Raw genomic sequence first — 13,859 nt, forward strand, 5'->3', positions numbered from 1 at the left:
CCGGCATCCCCGGCGCCACCGGCTCCGGCCGCGGCGCGCGCCGCCTCCGCCTGCGCTGCGGCGAGCGCGGCCTTGGCCTGCGCCAGCTTCAGAGCGGCCTCCGCCGCCTCGGCCTCAGCCTGCAGTCGGGCGAGTTCGGTCTCATCGAGAGCGCTCATGCCGTCAGCCTAGCGATCGAGCCGCGTCCGCTCACGGTCGATTCTGACGGTGAACGCCCCCGCCACGATGAGGGCGACGCCCGCCCCGATGAGAGCACCGCCGACGGTGTCGCTGAACCAGTGCGCGTGCACCTGCGTGCGGCTGAACGCCATGGCGAACACCCAGGCTCCCCCGACGACGGCCACCCACACGCGAGGCACGAGCACCACCGCGATGACCGCGATGGTGGCGGCGTTCGCCGTATGACCGGAGGGGAAGGAGCCGTGGTCGGAGATGACGATCATGTCCTCAGGGCGCGCCCTCCCGAAGATCGCCTTGAGAACCTGCACGCCGGCCGCGCTGGCCGCGGAGGCCACCACGACGAACACGGCCCCCCACGGCCTGCGGAGCGCCAGCAGGATCCCCGCCGCCCCGAGGGGGACGACGAAGGTGGCGAACCATCCGCCGCCGAGGAAGTTCATCGCGAAGGCGATCGGGTCCAGCGGCGCGAAGACCGAGACGAAGCCGTTCCACCAGTCGTCGATGTCGATGTCGGCTTCGACCGTGACGAGGATGCCGAGGACCACCGCCAGCACGGCCAGCAGAACCCCGATCACGATGCGCTGGAGAGCGGTCGTGGTCAGGCTGTCGTCGATCGGGGCATCCATCGACCCATTGTGGCGGACGCGAGGCCACCGCCGCGCGCCTCGGATCTCAACCCGCGCACCTCGGGCCGCGCGCCGCGGGCTTCAGGCCTCAGGCCTCAGGGCGCGAGTCGCTCCACCGTGCGCGGGCGGACGACGAACCACAGCGACAGGCAGCCGATCGCGGCGCAGCCCAGCATCACCGAAGCCATCGTGGTCGGCGTGATCCCGGCATCCTTCGCGATCCAGCCGACGAGCGGCGAGATCACGCCGGCGACACCGAAGTTGCAGGCGCCGAGGAGGGATGCCGCGGTTCCCGCCGCCTTGCCGTGGCGATCGAGGGCGAGCACCTGCACGCACGGGAAGGTGAAGCCGCAGGCGGTCATGAAGACGAACAGCGGGACCATCGTGCCCCAGAGGCCGAGGCCGAGCTGGTCGCAGAGGACGATGGCCGCCCCCGCGAGGAGGAGCGCCGAGGTGGAGAAGGCGAGGACCCACTGCGGGCCGAACCGCGCCGCGAGCCGCGAGGCGACCTGCACGCCGAGGACGACGCCGAGGGAGTTTACGGCGAACAGCAGGCCGTACTGCTGCGGGTCGAACCCGAATCCCTCCTGGAAGAGGAACGGCGACGCGGAGAGGTAGGAGAACAGACCGCTGAAGGTCATGCCGCCGATGATGAGGACGCCGATGAAGACGCGGTCGCGCAGGACGCTCCGGTAGCGCTGGCGCACGGTTGCTCCGCCGCGCTCCTGCCGACGCGCCTTCGGGAGGGTCTCGGGGATGATCGCGATCGCCGAGACCAGCATCACGAGACCGTAGACGGCGAGGACGACGAAGATCCCGCGCCACGGCATGACGGTCAGAAGACCCGAGCCGATCAGCGGGGCGGCCACGGGGGCGACGCCGGACACGAGCGCGAGGCGGCTCAGCATGACGACGAGGCGCCGCCCGCCGAAGAGGTCGCGGACGATGGCCATGGCGACGACACCGCCCGCGGCCGCGCCCATCCCCATGAGCACCCGCGCGACGCTGAGAAGCTCGAGCGACGGCGCGAGCGCCGCTCCCGTGCTCGCGAGGACGTGCAGCGCGGTCACCGCGAGCAGCGGGATGCGGCGACCGACGGTGTCGCTGAGGGGGCCGACGATCAGCTGTCCGAGCGCGAACCCGACCATCGTGCCGGTGAGGGTGAGCTGGATCGCGGCGGCGCTCGTCTGGAAATCCGCCTGCAGCGCGGGGAAAGCGGGCAGATACAGGTCGATCGTGAAGGGCCCGAGTGCGGTCAGCGCGCCGAGCAGGATGATGTAGACGACCCGCCGTCCGGTGGCGATCGCGTCGCCCGGGTGGAGGACGACCGGCGCGGTGGCCGGGTTCGCGCCGAGGGTGCGGATAGCTCCCGTCGGCGAGGCTGCGGGGAGGGGGATGCGGGAGGTATCGCGCACGATGTCCGTTCTCGAGGGGTCCGCTCGGAAGCGGTGGAGCCGTCGGAGCAAGGGAACGTCGAAACGATTCGGCCGACGTCCCATGATATGCCGACGGCAGCCCCGGGCCGCATGCGAGTGCATAAGATCGGAGGGCGACGGCTTCCGCGTCGCCTTCCCGAGCCGAGATCACGCACATGACCCCGACTTCCTCCTCCCCCTCCTCCGACAAGCGCGCGAGCGGCAACCCGGCCACCCAGGCGCGGATCGACCTGACGGTGAAGCAGCAGCGCGAGCAGCAGAAGCAGGAGAAGCTCGCCGAGTACCGGCGCGAGATTGCGAAGCGCCGTCGCAGCCGGCTCACCTGGTGGATCGTCGGCGGCGTGGCCGCCCTCGCCGTCATCGGCGTCGTCGCGGCATCCATCGTCTTCGCCCCGTCGTCCGGCCCGACTTACGAGGCGGGTGGGACCGGCGCACAGATCGACGGCGTCCAGACGTTCACCAATGAGACCCGCCACGTCGAGGGCACGGTCGACTATCCGCAGAATCCGCCCGCGGGCGGACCGCACAACCAGGCCTGGCTGAACTGCGGCGTCTACGACCTGCCGCAGCGGGGCGAGTACGCCGTCCACTCGCTCGAGCACGGGGCGATCTGGGTGACCTACGATCCGGCACTCGTCGCCGGCGACGCGCTCGACGAGCTCAAGGCCCACCTGCCCTCCAGCTACGCGATCCTCTCGCCCTACGAGGGCCTCCCCACCCCCATCGTCCTCAGCGGCTGGAACACCCAGCTGCAGCTGCAGGATGCCTCGGACCCGCGGATCCCCGCCTTCTTCGAGGAGTACTGGCGCAGTCAGAGCGTCCCGGAGCCGGGTGCCCCGTGCACCGGGGCGATCGACGGGCCCGGCAAGGGATCGTGAGCGACTCCGCGCCGGGCGAGCCGCGCGGCTCCGCGCTGCCGCCGTGGTGGGCGGTGCTGCTGGTCGCCGTCCTGGTGGCCGGGCTCGCCTTCGCGGTCGGCCGCTTCTCGACCTTCGGCGCCGGCTCCGCGGCCGCACCTCCCGGGACCACCTCGCCCGAGGCAGGCTTCGCGCGCGACATGCAGGTCCACCACGGCCAGGCGGTCGAGATGGCGATGGATGTCTATCGCTCCACCCGGAACGAGGACATCCGCGTGCTGGCGTACGACATCGCGACGACGCAGTCTGCGCAGCGGGGCGAGTTCTACGACTGGCTGGTGCGGTGGGGACTCCCCCAGGCCGGTGGCCCGGTCATGGGGTGGATGACGGGCACGGCGAAAGGCCACGACCACGCGGTGACGCCGCCGGCCGCCGACGGTTCGGGCGCGACCGACGCGGAGCTCCTGGCCCGCATGGGGATGGCGAGTCCGGCAGAACTCGCCAGCCTGCGCGCGGCATCCGGCGCCGACGCGGACTGCCGGTTCCTGTCCCTCATGATCCGCCATCATGAGGGCGCGATCCCGATGGCTCAGGCGCTCCTGGAGCTCGGCACCGATCCGCGCGCCCGGGAGGTCGCGAGCGGGATCGTCGCCACGCAATCCGCCGAGATCGACCTGATGAGCTCGCTGCAGCGTTCCCTCTCCTGCGCGCCCTGACCATGCCCCCGCGACCGCGGCGGGCGCACAGCCTCAGCCGGCGCGGAGGACCGGCCGGAAGAAGCCCCGACCCGCGGGCAGCCACAGCGCGGTGATGACCGCGGCGTGCAGCGCGATCTGCGCGAGGGACCACCCGCTGAACTCGTGCGCCTCGACGAGGCTCCACAGCTGCAGCGCCATGAGGATCGCCGCCAGGGTGGTCACGAACACGCGCGAGAGTCCGCTGCCGCGCCCGAGTCCGGAGGCGGCGGCGACCGACAGCATCCCGAACAGCATGATGCCCGACCCGATGAGGGTCACGGGCACGACCTCCGTGCTCGTCACGTCGTACCGGCTGAGGAGGAAGAGCAGGCCGAACAGCGCGCTCGCCAGACCGCCCAGATAGACGAGCACGACCGCGATGCCCACGGGCACGGGGCGGCGCACGGGAACCGTCGGATGCGCCGCGATCGCGTGCGCGCCCCCCGCCGCGACGGATCGTGCGACGTAGCGCTTCTGGAACGCCCGGATGACCTCGATCAGGATGATCGCGATGAGCCCGCATGCCGCGACGAGGGTCGCCGCATCCTGCCCCGGATCGACCAGCTCGAAGAACGTCCGCGCCGGCGGGATGCTGAAGATGACGACCAGGGCGATGAACATCGCCCCCACCACGGCGCCCTTGTAGCGGTTCAGCGGCCGGCTCAGCACGCCGAGAATCCAGATGCCGATCACCGCGAGGATGATCGTCGCCCCCGTCCGCAGCGCGTCGACGTCGACGTCGCCCCGGATCGAGAGCGTGTAGAAGGTGAGCGTGAGTGCCACGACGATGCCGGCGGGGATCGCGAAGCTCAGCGAGCGCCGGAGGAACCCGGGGATGTAGCGCTGCGCGTTCGGCATGAGGGCCAGGAAGAACGCCGGGATGCCGATCGTCAGGCCGTCGGTGATCGAGAGCTGTCGGGGGAGGAAGGGGAATTCGAGCACCAGCACGCCGAAGAGCACGGCGAGGAGCGTCGCATAGACGGTCTTGGTGAGGAACAGCATCGAGACCCGCTCGATGTTCGCGATGACCTGCCGCCCCTCGGCGACGACGTCGGGCAGGTGCGAGAACTTGCCGTCGAGCAGCACGATCCGCGCCACCGCCTTGGTCGCAGGCGATCCCGAGTTCATCGCGATGCCCATATCGGCCGTCTTGATCGCGAGCGCGTCGTTGACGCCGTCCCCGGTCATCGCGACGGTGTGGCCGAGCGACTGCAGGGCGATGACCATCCGCTTCTTCTGGTCGGGGGTGACCCGGCCGAAGACGAGGTTCTCCTCCATGACGGCGGCGAGCGCCGCATCGTCCTCCGGCAGGGTGCGGGCGTCGACGCCCTCGGGGGCGTCCAATCCCACCTCGCGGGCGATGGCGGCCACCGTCCGCGGGTTGTCGCCGGAGATCACCCGGATGCCGACCCCCTGCTCGCGGAAGTACGCGAGCGTCTGCGCGGCATCCTCGCGCACCTTCTCGCGGAAGGTCAGCACGGCGACGGCGACGGGGGCGTCCGGAAGGCGCTCCGCCTCGGCGTCCGCCGCGCTCAGGGAGGCCGGGGCGAACCCGAGAACGAGCGTGCGGCTCCCGGACGCCGCGCGCTCCATGACGACCGAGCCGAGAGGGTCGGCCGCATCGGTCGCCGCCGCGCCGAAGACCATCTCGGGCGCCCCGAGCACCCACGTGCCCTCAGCGCCGCGGAACGACACGGCGCTCCACTTGCGGGCGGAGGAGAACCCGATCGTCTCCGCCGCGTCGAGCGGGGCCTCGGTGCCGAACGGATCGCGCAGCGTCCGGGCTGTGGCATTGGCATCCGGCGCCGTGCCGTACCAGCCGAGCGTCTCGCGCCACCGCGGCGTCTCGCGCAGCACCGTCACGTCGCCGTACGTGATCTCGCCCTCGGTCAGGGTGCCGGTCTTGTCCAGACAGATGACGTCCACACGGGCGAGCCCCTCCACGGCCGGCAGCTCGTTGACGAGCACCTGCCGCCGGGCCAGGCGTGCGGCACCCACGGCGAAGGTGATCGAGGTCATGAGGACGAGCCCGAGGGGGATCATCGCCGTGACCGAGGCGATCGTGTTGACGACGGCCTGCACCCACGTGCCCGTGTCCCAGGCGCGCTCCCAGCCGCCCGCGGCCTGCATCTGCGCGTTGAGGACGAGCAGCCCCACGGGACCGATCGACCAGCCGACCCAGGTGAGGACGCGGTTGATCGAGTCGCGCAGCTCCGACCCCACGAGCGAGAACCGCTTCGCCTCGTCGGCGAAGGTGTTCGCGTAGGAGTCGGCCCCGACGCGCACGACCACCGCCGCCCCCTCTCCGCCGACCACGATCGACCCGGAGAGGGCGTCGTCGCCCTCGTGCTTGTCGATGGGGTCCGCCTCACCGGTGAGCATCGACTCATCGATCTGGAGCCCCCGCTCCGTGAGGACCCGGGCATCGGCGGGGAGCTGATCGCCGGCACGCAGGACCAGGATGTCCCCGCGCACCACCTGGTCGGGCGGGATCTCGCTCTCCGCGCCGCCCCGCCGCACCCGCGCGCTGGCGGCGTTCAGCAGGGCCAGTCGATCCAGCGCCGCCTTCGCGCGGAACTCCTGCACCGACCCGATGACAGCGTTCCCGATCGCGGCGAAGCCGAAGAGGGCGTCCTGCCAGCGCCCGAGGGCGAAGAGGATGCCGAAGCAGGCGAAGACGATCCCGTTGAAGAGCGTGAACACGTTGGCGCGGATGATGCTGCCCGCGCTCCGACTCGAGTCGGGCTGGTAGGCGTTCGTCTCCCCCGCGGCGACGCGTTGCGCGACCTCGTCGGCGGTGAGTCCCACGGAGGGGTCGACGTCCACCGCTTCTGCGGGTGCCGGGTCGCGAGGGCTGATCATGAGGCCACCCTAGGCCCCGGCGCACGCCCCGCACACGGGTGGACACGGCCCGCCGCGGGGATTCCCCCGTGGCGGGCCGTGTCCGGTGGTGGAGCCTCGTTCAGCCCTTCGTCGCTCCGGCGAGCAGACCCCGCACGAAGAAGCGCTGCAGGGCGAAGAAGACGATGAGCGGGACCAGGATCGAGATGAACGTTCCCGCGGCCTGCAGGAACCACTGGTCGCCCCACGTGCCCGACAGCGAGTTGAGCGATTGGGTGATCGGCAGCGAGGACGACGGGGCGAAGATCGTCGCCACGAGCAGGTCGTTCCACACCCAGATGAACTCGAGCACCGCGAAGGAGGCGAGGGCGGGTGCGGCCAGCGGCAGGATCATGCGGAAGAAGATCTGTCCGTGGCCGGCGCCGTCCACGCGCGCCGCCTCGATGACCTCGCTCGGGATCTCCGCGATGAAGTTGTGCAGCAGGAACACCGCGAGGGGCAGCGCGAAGATCGTGTGCGCGATCCAGACGGTGGCGAAGCTGTGCTCGAGGCCGCGGAGGTCGAGCGCCGGGAAGATGGTGACATCCCCCACGCTCATTCCCCGCGAGAACAGGCTGAGCAGGGGCACGAGCGCCATCTGCAGCGGCACGATCTGCAGGGCGAACACCGCGATGAATGCCAGGTTGCGGCCCTTGAAGTCGATCCACGCGAACGCGTACGCCAGGAGCGAGGCGATCGCGAGCGCGAAGAACACGACGGGGATCGTGATCGCGAGCGAGTTGAGGAACGACTGGCCGAGCGTGAGCGCGGTGCCACCCGAGGTGAGCGCCTTCTGGTAGTTCTCCAGCGTGAACGACGGGTCGACGAAGACCGTCCACCAGCCCGTGCTCTGCACGTCCGATCCCGGCCGGAACGACGTGACGAACAGACCCAGCGTGGGGATCGTCCAGAAGATCGCGATCACGAGGGCCGCGATCGTCGCCCCCTTGGAGGTGAGGCGCTTGCGTGCCATCGCCTCGTGCTTGCGCGTCGCGCGTGCGACCTGGGTTGCCGTGCGGGTGTCCGCGACCGGCTCGATGATGTCGACGCCCGTGCTCATCGGATCTCCCTCTGCTTCCGGATCTGGATGATGTTGAAGACGATCAGCGGCGTGACGAAGATGAAGAGCACCACCGCGAGGGCCGCCGCGTGCCCGTAGCTCTGGAACCGCTGCTGCTGGTTGACCATCTCGAACGCGAGGACCGAGGTGTTCGCCCGCCCGCCGGTCATGACCGCGACGATGTCGTAGATCTTCAGCGAGGCGATGGCGATGGTGGTCACCACGACGACGAGCGACGAGCGGATGCCGGGGACCGTGACGTTGCGGAACCTCTCCCACGCGTTCGCGCCGTCGAGCTCGGCGGCCTCGTTCTGCTCCGCCGGGACCGCCTTGATCGCCGCCGAGAGGATGACCATCGCAAGGCCCGTCTGGCTCCAGATGAAGACCACCATGAGCAGGAGGCTGTTGACGAGCGGCGTGACGCTCAGCCAGGCCACCGGGTCGCCGCCGAAGGCGGAGACGATCGCGTTGAGCAGACCCAGCTGGTTGCCCTGGCGGTAGTCGTACATGAACTTCCAGATGATGCCCGCGCCGACGAACGAGATCGCGAAGGGCATGAAGATGAGCACCTTCAGGAACTTCTCCCCCGCCGCCCGGTCGATGAAGACGGCGTAGGCGAGTCCGACGACCGTCGCGATCGTGGGGCAGACGAGCACCCAGATCACCGTGTTGATGACGGACCAGGTGCCCTCGGGCTGGGTGAAGACCCATACGTAGTTCTCGAACCCGACGAAGTTGTCGCCGGTCTTGTCGAAAAACGACTGGAAGAACGTCGCGATGAACGGGTAGATGAGGCCGATGAGCAGGAGCACCGCGGCCGGCGCGGCGAACAGCACCAGCTGGAACAGGTAGCCCGCGCCTTGGCGGGAGCGGTAGTCGAGGAGGAACAGCGCGCCGCCGGCGACGACCGCGATGCCCAGGACGTAGATGAACGCGTTCTGGTACGGGCGCAGGAGCATGAGCGCGATGACCGGGATCGCGAAGCACGCGATGAGCCGCAGCCAGAAGTACCCGCGTCCCGCGCGGGGCGCGTACTCGATGAGGAGCAGCAGCACCCCGATGACCGCCCCGAAGACGACGAGGATGATCGGGATCTGCACGATCGGCCCCATGACGCCGATCCACTGGAAGAACGCCGTGAGGGAGACCCCGGGGATGACGATCTTGGCCGGGTCGTCGACGGGTGCGCTCAGCAGCAGCAGGACGACCAGCGCGAGGATCACGACGAGGGCGCCGACGGCGATGAGCGTCGTCGTACGCGAGGAGAAGGCACGTCGCGGACCCGGTGGAGGCGTCGGGCCGTCCGTCAGGGTGCGCGCGGGCGCGGTGGTGGGTGCGGACATCGATGAGCCTCCGTGTTCGTCGGCGGACGCGGAACGGGTGGTGACGAGAACGTGCGGTGAAGAGGGAGCGGATGTCGCGGGTGGGATGCCGGAGCCCGGCATCCCACCCGCGATCTCACGCGGTCGGTGCGATCAGTTGTTGTAGCCGGCCTGGATGTCGCTCAGGACCGTCGCCTGGTCCTTGCCGTCCACCCAGTCGACCATGCCCTTCCAGAACGACCCGGAGCCGACCGTGGCGGGCATCAGGTCCGAGGCGTCGAAACGCACCGTGGTGTTCGGGTCCTGCAGGAGCTTCATCGCATCGACGAGGAACTCGCTGGAGGCCTTGTTCGGGTCGGCCTTCAGGTTCGCGGAGATGGCACCGCCCTCGCTGACGCGCGCGTCGGCGAACTCGGGGCTGGACATGAACTCCAGGACCTTCTGGGTGGCTTCGCTGTCGGAGAAGCCCGCGACGAACTCGCCGCCGACCTCGATGGTCGCTGCACCCTCCTTGTAGCCCGGGAGCACGAAGGCGTAGACGTCACCGTCCGGGGCCACCTTGGGGGTCTCCCCCGCCGCGGTCTTCACCGTGAGGAAGTTCGCGGTGAGGAACGATGCCTGGTGGGTCATCGGGCACGAGCCGTCCGCGACCTTGGCCGCGACGTCGCCGAAGGCGGTGCTGTTGATGCTCTTGACATCACCGAAGCCGGCGTTGACGTACGACGGGTTGAGCAGGATGTCGCCCACCGCGCTGAACGCGTCCGCGATCGGCTGATCGGTGAACTTCACGTCGTTGGCGACCCACTGGTCGTAGACCTCGGGGCCGGACTGACGCAGGACGAGGTCCTCGACCCAGTCGGTGCCGGGCCAGCCCGATGCGCCGCCGGACTCGAAGCCCGCGCACCAGGGCGCCGAGCCGGTCTTCTCCTGGATGGTCTTGGTGAGGGCGAGCAGCTCGTCCCACGTCTTCGGGACCTCGACGCCCCACTCCTTGAACTTCGCCGGCGAGTACCAGACGTAGCCCTTGATGTTCGCGAGCATCGGTGCGGAGTAGAACGTGTCGTCGAACGTGCCGTACTTCTTCCAGTCGGGCGACCAGTTGGCATCCACGTTGTCCTCGACGCCCTTCGGCGCCGCCTTGACGTCGCCGGTGCCGACGAGCGTCTTCAGGAGACCGGGCTGCGGGACGATCGCGATGTCGGGTGCGTCGCCACCGGTGACCTTGGTGACGATGTTCGCCTCGAAGCTCTTGTCACCGGTGTACTGCACGGTGATCCCGCTGTCCTTGCCCCAGTCGTCGAAGACCTTCTGCAGGGCGTCCGCCTCGGAGCCCGTGATTCCGCCCGCGATGCGGACCGTGCCTCCGGCGTCGCCGCTCGCGTCACCCCCGCCCGTGCTGCCGCCGCCTTCCGCGCAGCCGGCCAGTGCCAGTCCCGCCACGCCCATGATGGCCAGTGGCGCAATCCAGCGCCGCCGTGACATCCCCATGTGATTCCTCCTCATTGAGTGCTCCGGATCATTCCTGATGCACACCGGTCCGCATAAGGAACCGGTTCCAGGCCAAAGTACTGGAGGCCCCCGCGGCATTCAAGGACCGGAAGATCACAACCCGATAACACCCGCAGCAGCGCGCCGAAGAACAGGTGATACTGTCAGCAACCGGTTCCACATCGGTTCCGAGACACCCCCGCTCGTACGCCTCGAGGAGGAGCGCCGATGGCAGGCATCGCCGACGTCGCGGCCCGTGCGGGCGTCTCGAAGGCCACGGCCAGCCGCGCACTGAGCGGTGTCGGGTACGTGTCCTCGACGACCCAGGGTCGCGTCCGGCGCGCGGCGGAAGAGCTCGGCTATGTCCCGTCCGCCGGCGCGGTCGGTCTCGCGACGGGCCGCACCCAGAACATCGGCGTCGTCATGCCCTACGTCAACCGGTGGTTCTTCGCCGAGGTGCTCGAGGGCATTCAGCAGGCTCTCCTCGAGCAGGGCCTCGACCTCACCCTGTACGACGCGAAGCCGGGCTCGGCGGGTCGGGCGCGCATCTTCGACGACTTCCTCGCGCGCAAGCGCTTCGATGGGCTCATCGCGGTCGGACTCGAGCCCGTCGACCGCGAGCTCGAACTGCTCACACGCATCGACCGGCCGATCGTGAGCGTCGTGGGCTCGAGCGACCTCACGAGCGTCGTGGCCGTGGACGACGACTACGCGGCGTGCCGCGCGACGGAGCACCTCCTCGCCCTCGGCCACCGCGAGATCGTCTTCGTCGGGGGCGCGCCGGCGTCGCACTGGGCGCACGTCGACCAGCAGCGGCTCGCCGGGTATCAGCGCGCGATGGAGGAGGCGGGGCTGTCCGCGTTCGTCCGCCATGTGCACTCGGAGGTCACCCTCCCCGGCGGCTACGCCGCAGCGGCGGACCTGCTCAGCGACGCGCGAGACCGGCCGACCGCGATCGTCGGCGTGTGCGACGAGGTCGCGATCGGAGCGATCATCGCGGCGCGACGCCTCGGCATCCAGGTACCGGCGGACCTCAGCGTGGTCGGCATCGACGACCACGAGTTCGCCGAGATGTTCGCCCTGACCACCCTGCAGCAGGTGCCGCGGGAACAGGGGCGCAGCGCGGTGGACGTCCTCCTGTCCGAGATCGCCGAGCCGGCCCGCGAGCGCACCGAGCTCCGGATGCCGGCGCGCCTGATCGTCCGCAGCTCCACCGCGCCGCGACGCGAGCAGAGCTCGAGCCTCTGAACGCGGAAGACCCCCGGGCATGCCCGGGGGTCTTCACTGCAGTTCTCCGAAGAGAGCCGATTACTTCAGGGTGACCGAAGCGCCGGCCTCCTCGAGGGCAGCCTTCGCCTTCTCGGCGGTCTCCTTGTTCGCGCCCTCGAGCACGGCCTTGGGAGCACCGTCGACGACGGCCTTGGCCTCGCCGAGGCCGAGCGAGGTGAGCTCGCGGACGACCTTGATGACCTGGATCTTCTTCTCGCCGGCGCCCTCGAGGATGACGTCGAACGAGTCCTTCTCCTCTTCGGCCTCAGCGGCGCCTGCGCCACCGGCGGCACCGGCCACGGCGACGGGGGCGGCGGCGGTGACCTCGAACTTCTCCTCGAACGCCTTCACGAAGTCGTTGAGCTCGACGAGGGTGAGGCCGGCGAACTGCTCGAGCAGCTCCTCAGTGGTGAGCTTAGCCATGATGTATCTCCTAGATAGATGGGGTGTGTGGTGAAGAGATCGCCACCGCTTACGCGGCTTCGGCGTTCTCCAGCTTTTCGCGAAGCGCGTCGATGGTGGCGGCAGCCTTGCCCATCGTCGCCTTCATCATGCCCGCAGCCTTCGCCAGCAGAACCTCACGGCTCTCGAGCGAGGCGTACTTGTTGACCTCGTCGGCACTCAGGGCGTTGCCCTCGAAGATGCCGCCCTTGATCACCAGAAGCGGGTTGGCCTTGGCGAAGTCACGAAGGGCCTTCGCCGTGGCGACGAAGTCGCCGTGGACGAATGCGACGGCCGAGGGGCCCTTGAGGTCCTCGTCCAGCGCCGTGATCCCCGCGTTGTTCGCGGCGATCTTGGTCAGCGTGTTCTTCACCACGGCGTACGACGCGTCCTGACGGATGTCGTTGCGCAGCTGCTTCAGCTGGGCAACCGTCAGACCGCGGTACTCGGTCAGCAGTACGGCGTTCGAGTCCTCGAAGTTCTTCGTGAGCTCGGCAACCGATGCGTCCTTCTGCGCCATGGTCACTCCTTGGATGTGTACGAGACGCCCCAGGATGCCGGGGCGCCGCCTCCGTCCGGGTCGGTCCACCCCTGTCAACGCGAAAAAGCTCCGGCGCAAGCGCACGGAGCTTCGGATCCGGTTTCCCGGGAGTTCTGTGACACCTGCGCGGGCCCCTGCGTGTGCAGAGCTTCGTCGGCATCCGCTCACGCGCACACCGAGACCAGCGGTCTTTGGCTCCTCGAAGTCTACGTGACGCTGCGGTGTCCGCCAAATCGGGCCGGCGTCCGAAAGACCCTACGATGAGGGAAGCGAGGACGATCATCGCGGCGCCGATGTCCGGTGACGACCTCGCCTCGGCGCTCGCCCGGCCGCACCGACCCCAGGACTGACGCATGTTCCGGATGATCCTGCCCGACACCCTCCCCGACATCGTCGCCGCCGAGGAGGGCGCGACCCACGATGCGACCGCCGCGCAGGCGGATGCGGCGGCAGCCCGGACGCGGGCCGACTACGGCCGCGTCTCGCGCTGGGGGCTCGGCCTGCTCGGGACATTCGGCGCGGCGATCGGCTGCGGCCTGCTGGCGCACATGGTCGAGGTGCTCACGAACGGACACGACCCGCTCGGCGACGGATTGATCGCCGTCCTCGTGCTCGTCATCGCCGCCGTTCCCCTCGTGCCGTCGCTCTGGCTCCTCCTCGCGCTGCACCGCTCGGGGCGGCGCCTGGCCCGCGCCGCCGGATCCTGGGCAGCCCAGGCGTTCCGCGAGGCACCCGGATCCTCCACGACGGGAGACTGGCTCGCCGCGCGCTTCCTCAGCTCCTCGTCCGACCTGGTCCTGCGCCTCGTCGGTTCGGCGCTCGCCGGGCTCGGCACCGTATTCGCCGCGTCTGCGGTGTACTACGCGATCGCCGTCGCCCCGTCCGCCGCCGGAGTGACCGCCGGTCTGACGCTGACGATCCTGTTCGCGTCGGTGTGCGCAGGGCAGTTCGGCGGGGTCCAGCGGATCCAGAGCGGCGCTCTCGGGCGCGTCCCGCAGGCCGCGCCCGACGCCCGGCGGTGA

The 13,859-nt window shown here is 69.8% G+C and carries 12 protein-coding genes; 4 read left to right on the plus strand and 8 right to left on the minus strand.

Annotation, left to right across the window (positions count from 1 at the left end):
* Positions 1–167: 167 nt before the first annotated feature.
* On the minus strand, positions 168–806 hold the full coding sequence (locus tag J0P97_RS00005) for a phosphatase PAP2 family protein (protein ID WP_215485708.1): 639 nt from the start codon (positions 804–806) through the stop codon (positions 168–170).
* Positions 807–901: 95 nt separating this feature from the next.
* Positions 902–2,305 (minus strand): multidrug effflux MFS transporter, encoded by a 1,404-nt coding sequence (locus tag J0P97_RS00010; RefSeq protein WP_215485710.1) that lies wholly within the window; start codon positions 2,303–2,305, stop codon positions 902–904.
* 92 nt (positions 2,306–2,397) lie between these two features.
* On the opposite strand from J0P97_RS00010, the gene J0P97_RS00015 reads away from it, so the two are divergent.
* Positions 2,398–3,120: a thioredoxin-like domain-containing protein gene (locus J0P97_RS00015; protein WP_215485711.1), complete on the plus strand. Its 723-nt coding sequence runs from the start codon at positions 2,398–2,400 to the stop codon at positions 3,118–3,120.
* The gene (locus tag J0P97_RS00020; protein ID WP_215485713.1) at positions 3,117–3,815 is read left to right on the plus strand and encodes a DUF305 domain-containing protein; all 699 of its coding nucleotides are present in this window, start codon (positions 3,117–3,119) and stop codon (positions 3,813–3,815) included. The genes J0P97_RS00015 and J0P97_RS00020 overlap by 4 nt, the downstream gene beginning before the upstream one ends.
* A gap of 33 nt (positions 3,816–3,848) precedes the next feature.
* Here J0P97_RS00020 and J0P97_RS00025 read toward each other — a convergent pair whose 3' ends face one another.
* The 4 genes from J0P97_RS00025 to J0P97_RS00040 all read right to left on the minus strand — a co-directional run bounded on the left by J0P97_RS00025 (position 3,849) and on the right by J0P97_RS00040 (position 10,586).
* A complete protein-coding gene (locus tag J0P97_RS00025) occupies positions 3,849–6,698 on the minus strand; it encodes an HAD-IC family P-type ATPase (protein WP_215485715.1) in 2,850 nt (949 codons plus the stop codon).
* Positions 6,699–6,798: 100 nt separating this feature from the next.
* Positions 6,799–7,776 (minus strand): carbohydrate ABC transporter permease, encoded by a 978-nt coding sequence (locus tag J0P97_RS00030; RefSeq protein WP_215485718.1) that lies wholly within the window; start codon positions 7,774–7,776, stop codon positions 6,799–6,801.
* Positions 7,773–9,119, minus strand: coding sequence for a carbohydrate ABC transporter permease (locus tag J0P97_RS00035; protein ID WP_215485720.1), 1,347 nt, complete (start codon positions 9,117–9,119; stop codon positions 7,773–7,775). The genes J0P97_RS00030 and J0P97_RS00035 overlap by 4 nt, the downstream gene beginning before the upstream one ends.
* A 132-nt stretch (positions 9,120–9,251) precedes the next feature.
* Positions 9,252–10,586 carry an ABC transporter substrate-binding protein gene (locus J0P97_RS00040; RefSeq protein ID WP_215485722.1) on the minus strand — a complete coding sequence of 445 codons (1,335 nt, stop codon included), beginning with the start codon at positions 10,584–10,586 and terminating at the stop codon, positions 9,252–9,254.
* A 228-nt stretch (positions 10,587–10,814) separates the two neighbouring features.
* On the opposite strand from J0P97_RS00040, the gene J0P97_RS00045 reads away from it, so the two are divergent.
* Positions 10,815–11,834: a LacI family DNA-binding transcriptional regulator gene (locus J0P97_RS00045; protein WP_215485724.1), complete on the plus strand. Its 1,020-nt coding sequence runs from the start codon at positions 10,815–10,817 to the stop codon at positions 11,832–11,834.
* A 60-nt stretch (positions 11,835–11,894) separates the two neighbouring features.
* On the opposite strand, the gene rplL is transcribed toward J0P97_RS00045, so the two are convergent.
* Together rplL and rplJ are read right to left on the minus strand one after the other, a co-directional pair.
* Positions 11,895–12,278 (minus strand): 50S ribosomal protein L7/L12, encoded by a 384-nt coding sequence (gene rplL / locus J0P97_RS00050; protein WP_215485726.1) that lies wholly within the window; start codon positions 12,276–12,278, stop codon positions 11,895–11,897.
* A gap of 49 nt (positions 12,279–12,327) precedes the next feature.
* Positions 12,328–12,816, minus strand: coding sequence for a 50S ribosomal protein L10 (gene rplJ / locus J0P97_RS00055; protein WP_215485727.1), 489 nt, complete (start codon positions 12,814–12,816; stop codon positions 12,328–12,330).
* A 374-nt stretch (positions 12,817–13,190) separates the two neighbouring features.
* Between rplJ and J0P97_RS00060 the strand changes: the two genes are divergently transcribed.
* Positions 13,191–13,859 carry a hypothetical protein gene (locus J0P97_RS00060; RefSeq protein ID WP_215485729.1) on the plus strand — a complete coding sequence of 223 codons (669 nt, stop codon included), beginning with the start codon at positions 13,191–13,193 and terminating at the stop codon, positions 13,857–13,859.

Origin of the sequence: Microbacterium flavum (assembly GCF_018717645.1) — a bacterium.
GTDB classification, from domain to species: Bacteria; Actinomycetota; Actinomycetes; order Actinomycetales; family Microbacteriaceae; genus Microbacterium; species Microbacterium flavum.